Source organism: Staphylococcus sp. FSL K6-0223 (assembly GCF_038008285.1).
The window spans coordinates 996,579-1,015,552 of sequence record NZ_JBBOYX010000001.1 but is presented as its reverse complement, the minus strand read 5'-3'; the positions used below and the strand labels follow the sequence as shown (position 1 = coordinate 1,015,552).

General features: G+C 34.5%; 11 protein-coding genes. 2 read left to right on the top strand and 9 right to left on the bottom strand.

From position 1 onward, the window contains the following. Position 1: 1 nt before the first annotated feature. Complete coding sequence (locus tag MHI13_RS05095; RefSeq protein ID WP_017176345.1) at positions 2–1,084, bottom strand: M42 family metallopeptidase; 1,083 nt, start codon at positions 1,082–1,084, stop codon at positions 2–4. A 92-nt stretch (positions 1,085–1,176) separates the two neighbouring features. On the opposite strand from MHI13_RS05095, the gene MHI13_RS05090 reads away from it, so the two are divergent. After that, the gene (locus MHI13_RS05090) at positions 1,177–1,494 is read left to right on the top strand and encodes a PepSY domain-containing protein (RefSeq protein WP_037541145.1); all 318 of its coding nucleotides are present in this window, start codon (positions 1,177–1,179) and stop codon (positions 1,492–1,494) included. Between the two features lie 326 nt (positions 1,495–1,820). On the opposite strand, the gene trmB is transcribed toward MHI13_RS05090, so the two are convergent. The 7 genes from trmB to MHI13_RS05055 all read right to left on the bottom strand — a co-directional run bounded on the left by trmB (position 1,821) and on the right by MHI13_RS05055 (position 8,791). Continuing rightward, positions 1,821–2,462 carry a tRNA (guanosine(46)-N7)-methyltransferase TrmB gene (gene trmB / locus MHI13_RS05085; RefSeq protein WP_002449690.1) on the bottom strand — a complete coding sequence of 214 codons (642 nt, stop codon included), beginning with the start codon at positions 2,460–2,462 and terminating at the stop codon, positions 1,821–1,823. Positions 2,463–2,475: 13 nt separating this feature from the next. Continuing rightward, positions 2,476–3,267: a phosphotransferase family protein gene (locus tag MHI13_RS05080; protein ID WP_002488010.1), complete on the bottom strand. Its 792-nt coding sequence runs from the start codon at positions 3,265–3,267 to the stop codon at positions 2,476–2,478. 337 nt (positions 3,268–3,604) lie between these two features. Beyond that, positions 3,605–4,456 carry a D-amino-acid transaminase gene (dat, locus tag MHI13_RS05075; RefSeq protein ID WP_002488018.1) on the bottom strand — a complete coding sequence of 284 codons (852 nt, stop codon included), beginning with the start codon at positions 4,454–4,456 and terminating at the stop codon, positions 3,605–3,607. Between the two features lie 3 nt (positions 4,457–4,459). Next, complete coding sequence (gene pepV / locus MHI13_RS05070) at positions 4,460–5,869, bottom strand: dipeptidase PepV (RefSeq protein ID WP_054105813.1); 1,410 nt, start codon at positions 5,867–5,869, stop codon at positions 4,460–4,462. A gap of 143 nt (positions 5,870–6,012) precedes the next feature. Continuing rightward, the gene (locus MHI13_RS05065; RefSeq protein ID WP_054105814.1) at positions 6,013–6,444 is read right to left on the bottom strand and encodes a YtxH domain-containing protein; all 432 of its coding nucleotides are present in this window, start codon (positions 6,442–6,444) and stop codon (positions 6,013–6,015) included. A 26-nt stretch (positions 6,445–6,470) separates the two neighbouring features. Further along, positions 6,471–7,157 carry a pseudouridine synthase gene (locus tag MHI13_RS05060; RefSeq protein WP_017176347.1) on the bottom strand — a complete coding sequence of 229 codons (687 nt, stop codon included), beginning with the start codon at positions 7,155–7,157 and terminating at the stop codon, positions 6,471–6,473. Next, positions 7,154–8,791, bottom strand: a complete 1,638-nt coding sequence (locus tag MHI13_RS05055) for a putative polysaccharide biosynthesis protein (RefSeq protein ID WP_054105815.1) — start codon at positions 8,789–8,791, stop codon at positions 7,154–7,156. Before MHI13_RS05055 ends, MHI13_RS05060 begins: the two co-directional genes overlap by 4 nt. Before the next feature lie 276 nt (positions 8,792–9,067). On the opposite strand from MHI13_RS05055, the gene MHI13_RS05050 reads away from it, so the two are divergent. Beyond that, a complete protein-coding gene (locus MHI13_RS05050) occupies positions 9,068–10,321 on the top strand; it encodes a BaiN/RdsA family NAD(P)/FAD-dependent oxidoreductase (protein ID WP_054105816.1) in 1,254 nt (417 codons plus the stop codon). Positions 10,322–10,381: 60 nt separating this feature from the next. Here the strand turns inward: MHI13_RS05050 and MHI13_RS05045 are convergent, their stop codons facing one another. Beyond that, the gene (locus tag MHI13_RS05045) at positions 10,382–18,958 is read right to left on the bottom strand and encodes a SasC/FmtB family protein (RefSeq protein WP_445684212.1); all 8,577 of its coding nucleotides are present in this window, start codon (positions 18,956–18,958) and stop codon (positions 10,382–10,384) included. Between the last annotated feature and the right edge of the window lie 16 nt (positions 18,959–18,974).

Genomic DNA, 18,974 nt, shown 5'->3' with positions numbered 1-18,974 from the left:
ATTATTTCTCCTCACTTTGAAATTGTAATGTTAAAATGTTTTCATTTGTTAAGTGACTCACAGCTTGTTTTAATAATTCACGCGCGGCATAATAGTCTCTAATATCAAATACCGCATCTGTACTATGAATATATCTTGCACATACGCCTATAACTGCTGTAGGTACACCTTTATTTGCTTTATGGATTTCTCCCCCATCTGTACCACCTGGTGAAATATAGTATTGTGAACGAATATCAAATGTATCAACTAACTCCAGTAGATAGTCTCTGAAACGTGGAGAGAGAATCATTGTACCATCTTTAATTCGAATTAATGTTCCTTCACCTAATTGACCAGATAATTGCTGTTTACCTTTAATATCATTTGCAGGAGAACAATCTACAACGAATGCTATGTCTGGCTGTATTAATTCAGTTGATGCTTTTGCACCTCTTAATCCAACTTCTTCTTGAACATTTGCACCCACATATAAATCTACATCTAATTCTACATCTTTGAGTAATTCTAATATTTCAATTGCTAAGACACAACCGTAACGATTATCCCATGCCTTAGCACTATATCGATGTTCAGATAATTGAGTGAATGGTGTAAAAGGAACAATTGTGTCCCCTATTTCTATTCCACGTGATCGAACTTCTTTATCACTTTCTGCTCCTATATCTAACATTAAATCTTTAATCTCAGGAACCGCTTCATTACCTGTTCTAAAATGTTTTGGTATATTCGAAACTACACCTACAATTTTTTCACCTTTTCTATTTTTAACCTGCAGTCGTTGTCCTTGCCATATATCATTAGATACGCCGCCTAAATTAGTAAACTGTAACATGCCATTTTGAGTGATGTTCGTAATCATAAAGCCAATTTCGTCCATATGAGCCGCTATCATCACACGCTTTGCATTTTGTTTTTTTGATTTTTTTACACCAAAAATACTTCCCATATGAGTTGTTATCACTTCATCTACAAATGGTGTCATTTCTTGTTTCATGTAGTCACGTACTTCTTCTTCAAAGCCTGGTGCTCCATGTAATTCTGTTAATGTTTTTATACGAAATAAAGTTTTATCGTTTTCCATTACATAAACACGCTCCTTAAATGTATTATATCATTTTGATTATGGTAAACTAATAATAAGAACTATTAATAGAAAGGTTAGATTCGATAATTATGACTTGTCAGACTATAAAATATATCTCCATTCCCATCGTAATAACTATAGGAGCATCTACGGCTTTTATACTCTATCGTACATTGAAAAACAAAAAAGTAAAAAATCCGGATAGAATATTAGAGGAAGTAAAATCATATTTTATGGATATTAAAGGTTCTTACATTCTTCATGAACCTTTACAAAATAAAGAGCAATATTTAAATCGTCTTGTTTATCAAGGTGGTATTACTCAAAATAAAAACAACCGTGATATAGAGTATACTTTCTATGCTGATGCACACACAGGTGAAATACTTACTATTGAAGAAAATTAATATTACTTTTTTGATATTTAAAAAACATTTTAATACTTTTTTTACTTCATATTCATATTTTAAATTATATTTGTTTGATGTTTTTATTAATTTTTTATCATTTTCGAACTTAACAGTAAAGTAACGATTACTATGATAATACAAAAATCAATAATCCTTTTAGATGAAATATGGACTAAATTTTTTCTTTTTCTCTTATATATTGCATGGATGTTTATCATATGTACTTATATTTATCATAAAGAGCAATAAATGATAAAACAACACACGAGCGTAAGAATGTATTTGCTTCTTACGCTCGTGTGTTGGATTTAATATATTATTTATTAATTTTTATGAAATTTGGCTTCCATTCTATAAATACGGGAACCTTTATCAGAAAATTTTTTCTCATATTCAGTTAATATATTATCTTCATCATCTTCATCATGAAGATTTAAATTTAACTTTGTAAAATACATTCCATATTGTGACATGCTTTCAAGACTATAAGCAAATAAACCTCTATTATCTGTTTTAAAGTGTATTTCTCCATCTTCTTTAAGAATTTGTTCATATAGAGCTAAAAAAGTGCGATACGTTAAACGACGTTTTGCATGTCTTTTTTTTGGCCAAGGATCCGAGAAATTTAAATAAATTCTAGATACTTCATTCTCTTTAAAGTACTCATTTAGTTCAATTGCATCATTGCAAATCATTTTTAAATTTGTGAGTCCTTTATCCTTTACTTTATCAAGCACTTTATACATAACGCTTTTTTCACGCTCTAAAGAAACAAAATTAATTTCAGGATGTTGCTCTGCAAGTGTAGTTATAAATTGCCCCATTCCTGAACCGATTTCAATATAGATTGGCTGTTTCTTATCAAACCAATCACTCATTTTGCCAGCATGCGAACCATCCATGTCTACTAGGTCAGGATGTTCTTTCAAATAATCTTCTGCCCATGGTTTATAACGGACTCTCATGTATTAAATCTCCTTAAATAAATAAATTACTATTCATTACCTCATTTAAAAATTTGAGCCATGTGTTCATATCTTTAAATCTTTTTTGTTCTTCATACCATTGAATCATGCCGATTGATTGAATCACAGTATACCATTTCATACGTTTATTTAAGTCCATACTTTCTTTAACACCATAAGTATTGAACCAGTTAGACCATTGTTGTTTTGGAACGTAGTTGTATAGCAGCATACCAATATCGATGGCTGGATCAGCAATCATTGCACCTTCCCAATCTACTAAAAATAACTCATCACGATCAGAAAGTAACCAGTTATTATGATTAACATCACCATGAACTACTGTAAAGAAACGTGAATCTAAATTAGGAATATGATCTTCCAAGTAAGTTAATGCTTTTCGAATAATATGATGGGTTAATACGTCTCTAGATAAAGAAGCATTAATTTTCTTTAACATAATATTTGGGGTAATAGGCTCCATTTCCATACGTTTTAACATATTAAGTAGTGGTTTTGAACCATGTATTTTTTTGAGAAGTTCAGCAACTCTTCTTTGAGACATTTCAGATGGTGTAAGTTCTCTACCATTTTTCCAATGTTGTGCTGTTACCACTTCGCCTGTTTCAATACGTTTTGTCCAAACTAACTTAGGCACAATACCTTCTGCAGATAAAGCTGCAATAAATGGATTTGAGTTACGCTTAAGAAATAATTTTTGTCCATCTTGTTCAGCCATATACGCTTCTCCAGATGCTCCACCTGCAGAATCAAGCGTCCACCCTAATTGATAAAACTGCTCCAACTCGTTCACCTCACTTTCAACTAGAAAATGGCTCGAGAAATATAGTTTTTCAAGAGCCATATATCTAATTTAATCATCGCTTTTTATCTAACGATTATATTTCTAACTTTGTTTTTGTTATATTGATAAAATTATTATTTAAATGTCTTCAAATCATTTAAATTTTTTACGTTATCTCTTTAATCACTCAATGATGATTTTATAATTTTTAGCTTAATTTTTCAACTGAAAATGAGAAACAAAATGATACATTTTACTAGTATGAAAAAGCTAAAATCCCGAATTCTTTATAAATATTATAACATATCATATACATCATCGTTGAAGAAATTTAAAGTTAATTGATACTTTTTGATTCAATATACTTTTCGAATCCTTCTTGTAATTTTTTAGTAATTGGACCTACTTTACCATCATTTACAATTTCGCCATCAATCTTAACGACAGGTGTTACTTCAGCAGAAGTACTAGACACAATGACTTCATCTGCATTTTTTAAGAAATCAACTGTAAATGTTTCTTCATTAAATGGTATGTTGTCATCTTCAGCAACCCATTTAATTACTTTTCGAGTAATACCATTTAAAATGTAATTATTAACGGGATGTGTATAGATTTCGCCATCTTTAATCGCATACACATTACTTGACGCACCTTCAGTAACAGTTTCATCTCTATGTTGAATGGCTTCTGTTGCATTATATTTAACTGCATATTCTTTAGCAAGAACATTTCCTAATAAATTTAAACTTTTAATGTCACAACGTAACCATCTAATATCTTCAACTGTTACAGCATTAATGCCATTTTCAAAGTCGTCGTATGGACGATCATAACTTTTAGCAAATGCCATAATAGCAGGTTTAACTTCTGGAGTTGGGAAAGAATGGTTTCTTGGTGCTACACCTCTTGTCGCTTGAATATAAATTCCACCATTTTGAATGTCATTGATTTTTAAAAGTTGTCTTACAATATCTGTTAGCTCCTCGACAGTATAGCCTAAATCGATTTGAATTTCACTCGCACTTCTAAGGAACCTTTCAAAGTGTTCAGTTACTGTAAATAATTTACCGTTGTATGCACGAATATATTCATATATACCATCTCCAAATACATAACCTCGGTCTTCATAAGAAACTTTTGCGTCTTCTTGATTTAAAAATTCTCCGTTAATAAATACTTTTGTCATTATTTATCCCTCCACACATAGTGAATAAATTGCTTCTAAATAGATACTTGTTGCGTTGAATAATTGTTTTTTAGTAATATATTCATTCTTTTGATGCATTAAATCCTCTGAATCTTCAAACATAGCTCCAAATGCAACACCTTTGTCTAAATTACGTGCATAAGTGCCTCCACCAATTGTATAAGGTTCTGTCATATCACCTGTTTGATTTCTATAAGCAGTGACAAGTTTTTGTACAAATGGATCATTTTTATCTACGAAATGAGGTTGTTGAACTTTACCTAATTCTATTTCAAACCCTTGAGATTTGATTTCATTTTTAAAACGTTCTAAAGCAGTTTCAAATTCGAAGCCTTTAGGATAACGTAAATTGATACCAAATTTGCCACCTTTTTCTTTATCATACGTAATGATACCTACGTTTGTTGTCACGTCTCCCATAACATCAGTATGGAACTTCATACCCATTTTTTCACCAAAATGAGATTCATGTAAATAACGATTACTAAATTCAGCGAATTCTTTTGCAGCTTGATTAAGATTCAAAGTTGATAGGAAGTCAATAAGATATAAACCAGCATTCACACCAAGTGAAGGATCCATACCATGGACGGCTTTCCCTTCAACAGTTAATATCAATTCACCATTATCTACAACCGCTTCACCTTCTAGTTGACGTTGGTCTAGATAATGTTCGAAATGTTGAACTACGTCTGTCATATTTTTTTCAACCAAAATATGTGCTTTAGCATGATCAGGAACCATGTTATAGCGTTGACCAGATTCAAATGAAAGAAGTTTTGCTTCTGAATGATCAGTATGATGTGAGCTTACATTTTGGACTAAATCAAATGTTGTAATTCCTTTTTCACCATGAATAGCAGGGAATTCAGCATCTGGTGCAAAACCTAAAGCAGGCATTTCTTCTGTTTTGAAATATCTTTCTGTACATTTCCAGTCAGATTCTTCATCTGTACCAATAATAATATGAATACGTTTTTTCCAATCTACATTCATTTCATTTAAAATTTTAACTGCATAGTAAGCTGCGATAGTTGGACCTTTATCATCAAGTGTACCTCTTGCCACAATAGCATCATCTGTTACAACAGGTTTAAATGGATCAGAATCCCAACCGTCTCCAGCAGGAACGACATCTACATGACATAAAATTCCCAATACATCTTCACCTTGACCTGCTTCAATTCTTCCAGCAATATGATCAACATCATGGGTAGAAAAACCATCTCTTTGAGCGATTTTATACATATAATCAAGAGCTTCACGAGGTCCAGGACCAACTGGTGCTTCCTCTGAAGCTTGACTATCATCTCTCACACTCTTGATTGAAAGTAATCCATTTAAATCTTCAATAATTTGACTTTCATATTCTTGTACTTTTTCTTTCCACATTAGAGATCAACTTCCTTTTCAATAGATATACCTATTATTTTACATAAATCTAGTATTAAATGACAACAAAATGTCAGAAAATTTCATAGTACATATAAAAAAAGAAGTGAGAAAAAATTTTCTCACTTCTTTAAAATTTAAGTTTAATATCTATCGTCTAAGGCATTATGATTGTTTTTCAAATCTTCTTCAGTGACTACTCTTAAATTATTATTAACAGTTGCACCACCTTCATCATCAAATTTACCTTCTGCTAATTCATGTGTATCATTTTTTTTAGTATTCACATTAGTGAATTTAGATTTTTCATCTTGTAATAAAGATTTAGGATCATTTTTTAAACGATTTGCATAACCTTGTGGGTCATTCTTTACGTTTTGAATTGTTTCATTTGCTTTTGAGCTAATATCATTAACTAGCCCTTTCGCATTTTGTTTATAGCCTTCTGGATTTTCTTTATATTTATTATACTCAGCTTTTAATTTATTTCTGCTACTTTCACGTGATAATGCTACTGCAGCCGCTGCAGCACCAATTCCTGCCACAATTCTTAATAAACCTGCACTTTTAGCCATCATATTACCCCTTTTCTCTTTTATTACTATAAAAGTTTTAATTCTTCTGAAGTTAGTAAACGATACTCTCCAGATTTTAAGTTTTCATCTAACGTCAAATTAGAAATTTTAAGACGTTTTAATTCTAATACCTCATTATCAATTGAATGAAACATTCTTTTCACTTGATGATACTTTCCTTCATAAATAGTAACTAAAGATAATTTATGATCTAGTTTTTCAAGTTGTGCTGGTTTTACTTTGCCATCTGATAGTTCAATTCCATTTTTAAAAGCAATAATATCTTCGTTTTTAATAGGATATTTAGAGGTTACTTTATACGTTTTAGACACATGTTTAGATGGACTCATTAAATTATGGTTAAATTGTCCATCATTAGTAATAAGTAATAAACCTTCAGTATCTTTATCTAATCTGCCTACTGGAAATATATCAAGATGGCGGTAATCATCAATAAGATCTATCACTGTTTGATTTATATCATCATAAGTAGCAGAAACATATCCTTTGGGTTTATTTAACATAATATAAACATGATTAATATACTCTATTATTTTGCCATCTACAGTAATTTCATCTTGCTCAGGATTCACTTGGGATTTAGGCGATTTTTCCACTTTATCATTAACTTTGACACTATTTTTCTTTAAAAGCTGCTTTACCTCGGTACGCGTGCCAACTCCCATATTCGATAAAAATTTATCTAACCTCATCTTAAGAATCCAACTTTACGTCTAATCTTTGTTGGTAATTCACCAAGAAATTGATCAGCTAATCGATTTTTAATTGTGATACCGCCATACACTAATGCACCGATAATAACCCCAACAAATAATATAATCATTGCTCCAAATTTACGTTCTACAGGGACAAAATGACCTAAAATTAAGTAAACAATTTCTACACTAATCATCATGATTAAACTATAAATAAAAATTTTCGCTACTTGCACAAATGTTTCTGTAAATTCATATTTCGCATATATTTTTAAAATAAAGAAATTTGCTGTAATCGCAAAACTCAATGCAATAGCAGTACTTAAAATTGCTCCTGCAGTATGGAAAGTCATAATCAATGGAATATTAAGTGCTAACTTTAATACAACGGATCCTAAAATGACAAATACTGTCAATTTTTGTTTGTCTATGCCTTGTAACATCGAAGCAGTAACACTGAGTAAAGAAATTAATATTGCTACAGGAGCATAGATAAATAACATTTTGTTTCCATCTGGATTATATTGATAGAAAACTGTATATAAAGGTGCAGACAAGGCCATTATTCCTAAGCTTGCTGGAACTGTAATATACATTAAAACACCGATTGATGTTTTAATTTGACGATGCATTTCAGTTAAACGGCCTTCTGCATATGTTTTAGTAATAAATGGAATTAAACTTACCGCAAAACCTGCTGCAAGTGATGTTGGAATCATTACAATTTTATTGGTTGTAAAGTTTAATATCGTAAAGAAATAATCTTTATTTGCATGGAACCCTGCTGCATCTAATGCATTGTTATGTGTAAATTGATCAACAAGGTTAAATAATGGGAAGTTTAAACTAACAATTACAAACGGAATACTGTATGCAATAATTTCTTTATACATTCTTCCATAAGAAATGTCTAATCCTGTACGATCAGACTCTACCATTTTTTGAATGTGAGGTTTACGCTTTTTCCAGTAATACCAAAGAGTAAATAAACCTGCAATTGCTCCCACAGCCGCTGCGAATGTAGCTACACCATTGGCTTGTAAATAAGTACCATGAAAAACATTTAAAACTAAATAACTACCTATTAATATAAATATAATTCTGGCTAATTGTTCAGTAACTTCAGATACAGCAGTTGGACCCATCGATTGATAACCTTGGAATACCCCTCTCCATGTTGCTAATAGTGGGATAAAAACAACTACCATACTGATGATACGAATAATCCAAGTAATCTCTGGTACTGTCCATCCACCTTTTCCTTCTTTTTGACCTAAAGTAATACCTGCAATATCAGGGGCTAAATAAAACAATATTAAAAATCCTATAATACCTGATATCGACATTACGATAAAACTCGATTTATAGAGTTTTTGTCCTACTCTATATGCTCCTATTGCATTATACTTTGCTACAAATTTTGAAGCTGCTAAAGGCACTCCAGCTGTAGCGACAGCAATAGCAATATTATAAGGAACATAAGCATAGTTAAACGGCGCTAACTTTTCCTCCGCATTTGCACCCATAATCGCATAAAAAGGAATTACAAATAAAACACCTAGAATTTTAGTAATTAAAATACTAAATGTTATTAAAAAGGTTCCGCGCACCATTTCCTTATTTTCACTCATATTCAATCTTCCTATCTTTAATTTAATCAAACTATGTCGTTATACATCTGTCTAAACTAAGGACTTGCATTACTATAAAATATATCACAAAATACTTATTGTTTCTCGTTTCTTTTTAAGTTTTTTAATCAATTATTCTCACTATTATTAACTAAAAATATTGTAAGTTTTTTTATTTATGTATTTAATACACTTTTCAAAGCAAACTTCTCCTTCAGTTCGCAAAATAATAAGTATTTATGTAGAATATAAATGTATGATAACGGAGGTTAATATATGTATCAAACAATAATCATTGGCGGTGGACCAAGCGGGTTAATGGCAGCAGTTGCTGCGAGTGAAAATAGTAGTAAGGTTCTATTAATTGAAAAGAAAAACGGTCTTGGAAGAAAATTAAAAATTTCTGGTGGTGGTAGATGTAATGTGACTAATCGTCTACCTTACGAAGAAATCATCAAAAATATACCTGGAAATGGTAAATTTTTATATAGTCCATTTTCAAAATTTGATAACGAATCCATAATAGAATTTTTTGAAAGTCGTGGTATAAAATTAAAAGAAGAAGATCATGGAAGAATGTTTCCAGTTTCAAACAAATCACAAGATATTGTTGATACGTTAGTTAATACAATTAAGAATAACAACGTTGAAATTAAAGAAGAAACTGTTGTTAATGACATTTCTAAAAATGATCAATCTTTTATAGTAAAAACACAAGATGGCGAATTTGAATCAAAAACAGTTATTATTGCGACTGGTGGAACAAGCGTTCCCCAAACTGGATCTACAGGTGATGGCTACAGATTTGCTGAAAATTTAGGTCACACTATTACTGAATTATTCCCTACTGAAGTCCCTATTACATCTAGTGAATCTTTTATTAAAAATAAAACACTTAAAGGCTTAAGTTTAAAAGATGTAGAATTATCAGTTTTAAAGAAAAATGGTAAAAAACGTATTAGTCATCAAATGGATATGATTTTTACACACTTTGGTGTAAGTGGACCAGCTGCATTACGTTGTAGCCAATTCGTTTATAAAGAACAAAAAAATCAGAAAAAACAAGACATTCAATTACAGTTAGATGTATTTCCAGAGATTTCTTTACAAGATTTAGAAAATAAAATAAAGAAAATCTTAAGCGAAGAACCAGACAAATATATAAAAAATGCACTACGTGGTTTAATAGAAGAAAGATATTTATTGTTTATGCTAGAACAGGCTAATATTAATGAAAATACAACATTTCATCATCTTTCAAATCAACAGTTGACTCACCTCGCAGAACATTTCAAACAATTCATTTTCACTGTTAATGGTACCCTTTCGATTGAAAGAGCCTTTGTTACTGGTGGTGGCGTTTCTCTTAAAGAAATATGGCCTAAAACAATGATGTCAAAAATTCAACCTGGCTTATTTTTATGTGGAGAAGTATTAGACATTCATGGTTATACAGGTGGCTACAATATTACAAGTGCTTTAGTTACTGGACACGTTGCTGGAAGCGAAGCTGGCTCATATGAAGATTAAAAAACACCTTTCAACAATGCTCTAAAAAGAGTATGTTGAAAGGTGTTTAATTCTATTTAATTATTCACTTTTTTTGAACTTTCTTTTTGTTCTTAGTAATAAGACTAAACCACTTACAAATATTAAAGTTTGAATTGGTAATCTTTCATTTTCTACTTTACCAGTATTCGGTAATTTAGATAAAGTATTGTTAGATGTTATATCTCTAATTAAAACAGTAGATTTGTTACTAAAAATGCTGTTATTAAAACTAAACGTCGATATTGGTTTGATGTTTCTAATTTCTTCAATTGTTTTTATAACAATTTGTCCAATGTCCACTGCACTATCAGAATTATTAATGGCCTCTAAAGCTCGTTTCATTATATTATCTATTTTTTGTTTTGCTAGTCGTTTTTCATTATTAGTTAAATAAGACATTGCATCAATTAAAGCTTTTTGTTTTCTTGCTACATCTTCTATAGCTTTTCTCGCATTAATTTTTGTTTCAGTACTTGGAGTCAATTTACGAATTTGATCAATATAATTTTTTTCTAATATTGAAACATCACTGTTTGTTGTAGATGCATTAATACTATCTTTCGCCATTTTTAGTAATTCATCTACTTTTTGCTGGGCTTCTCGTTTTTCTTCAATCGTTGCATTTTTATTTTGATCAATAAGTTCTTTTTGTTTTTGAGCAATTTCTAGTAAGTGTTTTATTGCATTGACTTTAACATTCCCTACAATATTCAAATGATTAATTGACTCTATTCCATTATTTTTCGAAGTATCTACCATTTGATTAGTTGTATTTTGATCAATTTGGTGTTTTATTTCCTCGACTAATCGTTCAACTTTTTTCTTAAAGAATTGTTTTTCTTCATCAGTAAGGGTTACATTTTTATCGATTTCTGCTTTCTTTATTGTTGCGACTGCATCGATTGCTTGTTTTGCTTCATCTTTTTTCACAACCGTTGGTTGGACGTGGTTGATTGACTCTATACCTTGACTTTTTGCGTCATCTACGCCTTGATTAGTTGTTGTTTGATCAATTTGATGTTTCGCTTCTGTGACTGCTTCATCCACTTTTGCCTTCGCCTCAGATTTTTCCTCATCTGTTGCATTTGGGGTTTTGTCGATTTCTGCTTTCTTCGCTATTGCGGCTGCATCAATTACTTGTTTTGCTTCATCTTTTTTCACAACCGTTGGTTGCACTTGGTTGATTAACTCTATACCTTGACCTTTCGCATCATCTACACCTTGATTGTTTGTCACTTGATCAATTGATGATTTTGCTTCCGTTACCGCTGCATCCACTTTCGCTTTTGCTGCCGCTTTTTCTTCATCTGTCGCATTTGGAGTTTTGTCGATTTCTGCTTTCTTCGCTATTGCGGCTGCATCAATTACTTGTTTTGCTCCATCTTTCTTCACAACCGTTGGTTGGACGTGGTTAATTAAATCTGTGCCATGTGTTTTCGCTTCATCTACACCTTGATTGTTTGTAGCTTGATCAATTGATGATTTTGCTTCCGTTACCGCTACATCCACTTTCGCTTTTGCTGCCGCTTTTTCTTCATCTGTCGCGTTTGGGGTTTGATCAATTTCTGCTTTCTTCGCTGTTGCGGCTGCATCAATTACTTGTTTTGCTTCATCTTTCTTCACAACCGTTGGTTGGACGTGGTTAATTAAATCTGTGCCATGTGTTTTCGCTTCATCTACACCTTGATTGTTTGTAGCTTGATCAATTGATGATTTTGCTTCCGTTACCGCTGCATCCACTTTCGCTTTTGCTGCCGCTTTTTCCTCATCTGTTGTATTTGGGGTTTTGTCGATTTCTGCTTTCTTCGCTATTGCAGCTGCATCGATTGCTTGTTTTGCTTCATCTTTCTTCACAACCGTTGGTTGGACGTGGTTGATTGACTCTATGCCTTGACCTTTTGCGTCATCTACGCCTTGATTAGTTGTTGTTTGATCAATTTGATGTTTCGCTTCTGTGACTGCTTCATCCACTTTTGCCTTCGCCTCAGATTTTTCCTCATCTGTTGCATTTGGGGTTTTGTCGATTTCTGCTTTCTTCGCTATTGCGGCTGCATCAATTACTTGTTTTGCTTCATCTTTTTTCACAACCGTTGGTTGCACTTGGTTGATTAACTCTATACCTTGACCTTTCGCATCATCTACACCTTGATTGTTTGTCGCTTGATCGATTTGATGTTTCGCTTCTGTAACTGTTTCATCCACTTTTGCTTTTGCTGCCGCTTTTTCTTCATCTGTCGCATTTGGAGTTTGATCAATTTCTGCTTTCTTCGTTGTTGCAGTTGCATCAATTGCTCGTTTTGCTTCTTCTTTCTTCACAACCGTTGGTTGCACTTGGTTGATTGACTCTGTGCCGTGTGTTTTTGCGTCATCTACACTTTGATTATTTGTCACTTGATCGATTTGATGTTTCGCTTCTGTAACTGCTTCATCCACTTTCGCTTTTGCTGCCGCTTTTTCCTCATCTGTCGCATTTGGGGTTTGATCGATTTCTGCTTTCTTTATTGTTGCGACTGCATCGATTGCTTGTTTTGCTTCATCTTTTTTCACAACCGTTGGTTGGACGTGGTTGATTGACTCTATGCCTTGACCTTTTGCGTCATCTACGCTTTGATTAGTTGTTGTTTGATCAATTTGATGTTTCGCTTCTGTGACTGCTTCATCCACTTTTGCCTTCGCCTCAGATTTTTCCTCATCTGTTGCATTTGGGATTTTGTCGATTTCTGCTTTCTTCGCTATTGCGGCTGCATCGATTGCTTGTTTTGCTTCATCTTTCTTCACAACCGTTGGTTGGACGTGGTTGATTGACTCTATGCCTTGACCTTTTGCGTCATCTACGCCTTGATTAGTTGTTGTTTGATCAATTTGATGTTTCGCTTCTGTGACTGCTTCATCCACTTTTGCCTTCGCCTCAGATTTTTCCTCATCTGTTGCATTTGGGGTTTTGTCGATTTCTACTTTCTTCGCTATTGCGGCTGCATCAATTACTTGTTTTGCTTCATCTTTTTTCACAACCGTTGGTTGCACTTGGTTGATTAACTCTATACCTTGACCTTTCGCATCATCTACACCTTGATTGTTTGTCACTTGATCAATTGATGATTTTGCTTCCGTTACCGCTGCATCCACTTTCGCTTTTGCTGCCGCTTTTTCTTCATCTGTCGCATTTGGAGTTTTGTCGATTTCTGCTTTCTTCGCTATTGCGGCTGCATCAATTACTTGTTTTGCTTCATCTTTCTTCACAACCGTTGGTTGGACGTGGTTAATTAAATCTGTGCCATGTGTTTTCGCTTCATCTACACCTTGATTGTTTGTCGCTTGATCAATTGATGATTTTGCTTCCGTTACCGCTACATCCACTTTCGCTTTTGCTGCCGCTTTTTCTTCATCTGTCGCGTTTGGGGTTTGATCAATTTCTGCTTTCTTCGCTGTTGCGGCTGCATCGATTGCTTGTTTTGCTTTATCTTTCTTTACAACCGTTGGTTGGACTTGATTAATTGAATCTGTGCCGTGTGTTTTTGCGTCATCTACACCTTGATTGTTTGTCGCTTGATCGATTTGATGTTTCGCTTCTGTGACTGCTTCATCCACTTTTGCCTTCGCCTCAGATTTTTCCTCATCTGTTGCATTTGGGGTTTTGTCGATTTCTGCTTTCTTCGCTATTGCGGCTGCATCAATTGCTTGTTTTGCTTCATCTTTTTTCACAACCGTTGGTTGGACGTAGTTGATTGACTCTATGCCTTGACCTTTTGCGTCATCTACACCTTGATTGTTTGTCGCTTGATCAATTGATGATTTTGCTTCTGTAACTGCTTCATCCACTTTTGCCTTCGCCTCAGATTTTTCCTCATCTGTCGCGTTTGGAGTTTTGTCGATTTCTGCTTTCTTCGCTATTGCAGCTGCATCAATTGCTCGTTTTGCTTCATCTTTCTTCACAACCGTTGGTTGCACTTGATTAATTGAATCTGTGCCGTGTGTTTTCGCTTCATCTACACCTTGATTGTTTGTCGCTTGATCGATTTGATGTTTCGCTTCTGTAACTGCTTCATCCACTTTTGCTTTTGCTGCCGCTTTTTCCTCGTCTGTCGCATTTGGAATTTGATCAATTTCTGCTTTCTTCGCTGTTGCGGCTGCATCGATTGCTTGTTTCGCTTCATCTTTCTTCACAACCGTTGGTTGCACTTGATTAATTGAATCTGTGCCGTGTGTTTTCGCTTCATCTACACCTTGATTGTTTGTCACTTGATCAATTGATGATTTTGCTTCCGTTACCGCTACATCCACTTTCGCTTTTGCTGCCGCTTTTTCTTCATCTGTCGCATTTGGGGTTTGATCAATTTCTGCTTTCTTCGCTGTTGCGGCTGCATCGATTGCTTGTTTTGCTTCATCTTTCTTTACAACCGTTGGTTGCACTTGTTTAATTGAATCTGTGCCGTGTGTTTTTGCCTCATCTACACCTTGATTGTTTGTCGCTTGATCAACTTGATGTTTCGCTTCTGTAACTGCTTCATCCACTTTCGCTTTTGCTGCCGCTTTTTCTTCATCTGTCGCATTTGGGGTTTGATCAATTTCTGCCTTCTTCGCTATTGCGGCTGCATCAATTGCTCGTTTTGCTTCATCTTTTTTCACAACCGTTGGTTGCACTTGGTTAATTAAATCTGTGCCATGTGTTTTCGCTTCATCTACACCTTGATTAGTTGTCGCTTGATTGATTTGGTGTTTTGCTTCATTTACTGCTGCGTCCACTTTCGCTTTTGCTGCTGATTTTTCTTCATCTGTCGCATTTGGGGTTTGATCAATTTCTGCCTTCTTCGCTATTGCGGCTGCATCAATTGCTCGTTTTGCTTCATCTTTCTTCACAACCGTTGGTTGGACGTGATTGATTAAATCTATACCATGACCTTTCGCGTCATCTACACCTTGATTGTTTGTCGCTTGATCAACTTGATGTTTCGCTTCTGTAACTGCTTCATCCACTTTCGCTTTTGCTGCCGCTTTTTCTTCATCTGTCGCATTTGGGGTTTGATCAATTTCTGCCTTCTTCGCTATTACGGCTGCATCAATTGCTTGTTTTGCTTCATCTTTTTTCACAACCGTTGGTTGGACGTGGTTGATTGACTCTATGCCTTGACCTTTTGCGTCATCTACGCCTTGATTAGTTGTTGTTTGATCAATTTGATGTTTCGCTTCTGTAACTGCTTTATCCACTTTCGCTTTTGCTGCTGCTTTTTCTTCATCTGTCGCATTTGGAGTTTGATCAATTTCTGCTTTCTTCGTTGTTGCGGCTGCATCGATTGCTTGTTTTGCTTCATCTTTCTTTACAACCGTTGGTTGCACTTGTTTAATTGAATCTGTGCCGTGTGTTTTTGCCTCATCTACACCTTGATTGTTTGTCGCTTGATCAACTTGATGTTTCGCTTCTGTAACTGCTTTATCCACTTTTGCCTTCGCCTCAAATTTTTCCTCATCTGTCGCGTTTGGGGTTTGATCAATTTCTGCTTTCTTCACTGTTGCGGCTGCATCGATTGCTTGTTTTGCTTCATCTTTCTTCACAACCGTTGGTTGGACGTGATTGATTAAATCTATACCATGACCTTTCGCGTCATCTACACCTTGATTGTTTGTCGCTTGATCAACTTGATGTTTCGCTTCTGTAACTGCTTCATCCACTTTCGCTTTTGCTGCCGCTTTTTCTTCATCTGTCGCATTTGGGGTTTGATCAATTTCTGCCTTCTTCGCTATTGCGGCTGCATCAATTGCTCGTTTTGCCTCATCTTTCTTCACAACCGTTGGTTGGACGTGATTGATTAAATCTATACCATGACCTTTCGCGTCATCTACACCTTGATTGTTTGTCGCTTGATCAACTTGATGTTTCGCTTCTGTAACTGCTTCATCCACTTTCGCTTTTGCTGCCGCTTTTTCTTCATCTGTCGCATTTGGAGTTTGATCAATTTCTGCTTTCTTCACTGTTGCGGCTGCATCGATTGCTTGTTTTGCTTCATCTTTCTTCACAACCGTTGGTTGGACTTGATTAATTGAATCTGTGCCGTGTGTTTTCGCGTCATCTACACCTTGATTGTTTGTCGCTTGATCAATTGATGATTTTGCTTCCGTTACCGCTACATCTACTTTCGCTTTTGCTGCCGCTTTTTCCTCATCTGTCGCATTTGGGGTTTGATCGATTTCTGCTTTCTTCGCTGTTGCGGCTGCATCGATTGCTTGTTTCGCTTCATCTTTCTTCACAACCGTTGGTTGAACGTGGTTGATTGACTCTGTGCCGTGTGTTTTTGCGTCATCTACATTTTGATTGTTTGTCGCTTGATCGATTTGATGTTTCGCTTCTGTGACTGCTTCATCCACTTTCGCTTTTGCTGCCGCTTTTTCTTCATCTGTCGCATTTGGAGTTTGATCAATTTCTGCTTTCTTCACTGTTGCGGCTGCATCGATTGCTTGTTTTGCTTCATCTTTCTTCACAACCGTTGGTTGGACTTGATTAATTGAATCTGTGCCATGTGTTTTCGCTTCATCTACACCTTGATTAGTTGTCGCTTGATTGATTTGGTGTTTTGCTTCATTTACTGCTGCGTCCACTCTTGCTTTCGCTGCCGCTTTTTCTTCATCTGTCGCGTTTGGGGTTTGATCAATTTCTGCTTTTTTACTATCTACTACTCTCATTAATTCTTGAATAGCATCATTTTTAACAGTAGGACCAAACGTTAAACCTGAAATAGTTGTAACTCCTGATTCTTTGTTCCTATTAATTTCATTTATATCATGTGAAGCATCAATAGCAGCCTTGCTAAATTCAAGCGGATTATTTACTTGTTCAATAACTGCTTCTTTTTCTTCATTAGTGGCATCACTATTATTATTAAATTCTTCTCTTTTTGCTTTAGCTAACTGGTCTAAAGTTAATTTTGCACGTTCCTTATCTAAACTCAATGTTAAATCATTAATGGTTACTTGATTTTTACGTTCACTTATTGGCGTATCATCTGTTTCAGATAAAATATGTTTTGCCTGATTTAATACATTTTGCATTGATGTCCAGGCTTCTGGTGTATAGTTATCTTGATTTAAGCCATTTAAATACGTTTCTATTTCAGTAACTTTAGCCTGTAAATCATTTTTAAACATTTTAACAGTGAGCGTTTGTCTATCAGTTTGGTAATTTCCTTCACGCATACTAGATTCGTTTTTAATAAATTCATTTCGAACGCCATAACGCATGAAATGATCATCGCCCGGTGAACCTAAATCACGGGAATCACTCATTCTATTCATGTTAACGCCTTCTGTAACATAGTTTAAAGTACCTTGTATATCAGTTTGTAAAGGTGTCGATGCAGGAAGTGAAATTTGATAGGATACATCCATATGTCCACCAGCATCTATTCTACCGATATCTAAAGTTAATTCTCTTGTATCAGAGTTAAATGAGCCTCTGGCATGTTGTGCTGAAATGTATTTTGCACCTTCAGGAAGAATCACTTTATATTTTGTTTTATTTGAACGAGAGTGACCTCTATTTTGTATCGAAAAGTTTATCGTTTCACGCACACTATCAGCTGTTGCCGAAGGTGATGTGACAACGTAATCTGTTTTTGGCGTCGTAGCAGTTAAGTATGCTCCACTATTTACAGTAACATCTGCAACCAATCCTCCACCATAGTTATTCGGTCCTTTTAATAATCTATGGTGGTTAGGATGTTCATGAGTACGATTGTCTGTAGATTCAAATCTAAATCTTAATTTTGAAATTGTTTCTGGAACATTAAATACTCCTACAAAGTTACCAAATGTCATTGAAGAAGTACTTGGACGTCCTTTATATAACAAAGTATTAGGTTGATTCGCATCATAAATATATACTCTAGCTCCGTTCATACCACCTGTATTCCCCATTGAACCACTAATATAGTGAAGTTGAATGACTGATCCAGGAGTAACATCTACATCTTGATATATAGACCCTACTTTACTATCTGGAGCACCATATAACCCACTCTCTGTGTAAGCAGACAGTACGGCAGCTACTTTGTTTCTCGTCTTATCAAAAGTGTAATAGTTATAAAGAGATAAACCCTTAGGACCCCATACTAATGGAATTTCTGTTTGACTACTGTTATTAACATGCCAACCTGTCACTTTACTCGCTGGGTTTCTTTCAGATTCAGTGGCATTAGTCGGTATAACTGCACCATTCGATGTATCAGTAAATGAACCATTTATAATTTGACCAGAATTTGTTTCATTAATGGCCATCGGATCATTATTTGGCGTAGCAGTAACATCTACTGAACGTCTACTTCTTTTATGTGGTTTATTTTGAATATCTGAATTAGTCACTAATTCATTAGTAGTTGTTGTATCAGTAGCTCTAACTTCAGAGGATACTCCATTTTGTTTATTCACGTTCTCTTGTGTTTTATTATTTGATGTCAATGTAGAATCAGCATTAGTATGTTCTTCTGAGGAATGATTCTCTTTATTCACTTCCACAGAAGGATTCGATATTTCTGGTTTTGAATTTTCTGCTGAAAGATTATTTTGAGCATCTACTTCTTTATTTGCTCTAATTGAGTTTGTATCTTCAGCTTGATTATGATTAGACATATTCGATAACGGAGTG

Excerpts from the sequence above, each read along its gene's own strand:
- MHI13_RS05090 (WP_037541145.1), top strand. The coding sequence starts at position 1,177 with ATGACTTGTCAGACTATAAAATATATCTCCATTCCCATCGTAATAACT.
- MHI13_RS05065 (WP_054105814.1), bottom strand. The coding sequence starts at position 6,444 with ATGGCTAAAAGTGCAGGTTTATTAAGAATTGTGGCAGGAATTGGTGCT.
- dat (WP_002488018.1), bottom strand. The coding sequence starts at position 4,456 with ATGACAAAAGTATTTATTAACGGAGAATTTTTAAATCAAGAAGACGCA.
- MHI13_RS05045 (WP_445684212.1), bottom strand. The coding sequence starts at position 18,958 with ATGTCTAATCATAATCAAGCTGAAGATACAAACTCAATTAGAGCAAAT.
- pepV (WP_054105813.1), bottom strand. The coding sequence starts at position 5,869 with ATGTGGAAAGAAAAAGTACAAGAATATGAAAGTCAAATTATTGAAGAT.
- trmB (WP_002449690.1), bottom strand. The coding sequence starts at position 2,462 with ATGAGAGTCCGTTATAAACCATGGGCAGAAGATTATTTGAAAGAACAT.
- MHI13_RS05050 (WP_054105816.1), top strand. The coding sequence starts at position 9,068 with ATGTATCAAACAATAATCATTGGCGGTGGACCAAGCGGGTTAATGGCA.
- MHI13_RS05055 (WP_054105815.1), bottom strand. The coding sequence starts at position 8,791 with ATGAGTGAAAATAAGGAAATGGTGCGCGGAACCTTTTTAATAACATTT.
- MHI13_RS05060 (WP_017176347.1), bottom strand. The coding sequence starts at position 7,157 with ATGAGGTTAGATAAATTTTTATCGAATATGGGAGTTGGCACGCGTACC.
- MHI13_RS05095 (WP_017176345.1), bottom strand. The coding sequence starts at position 1,084 with ATGGAAAACGATAAAACTTTATTTCGTATAAAAACATTAACAGAATTA.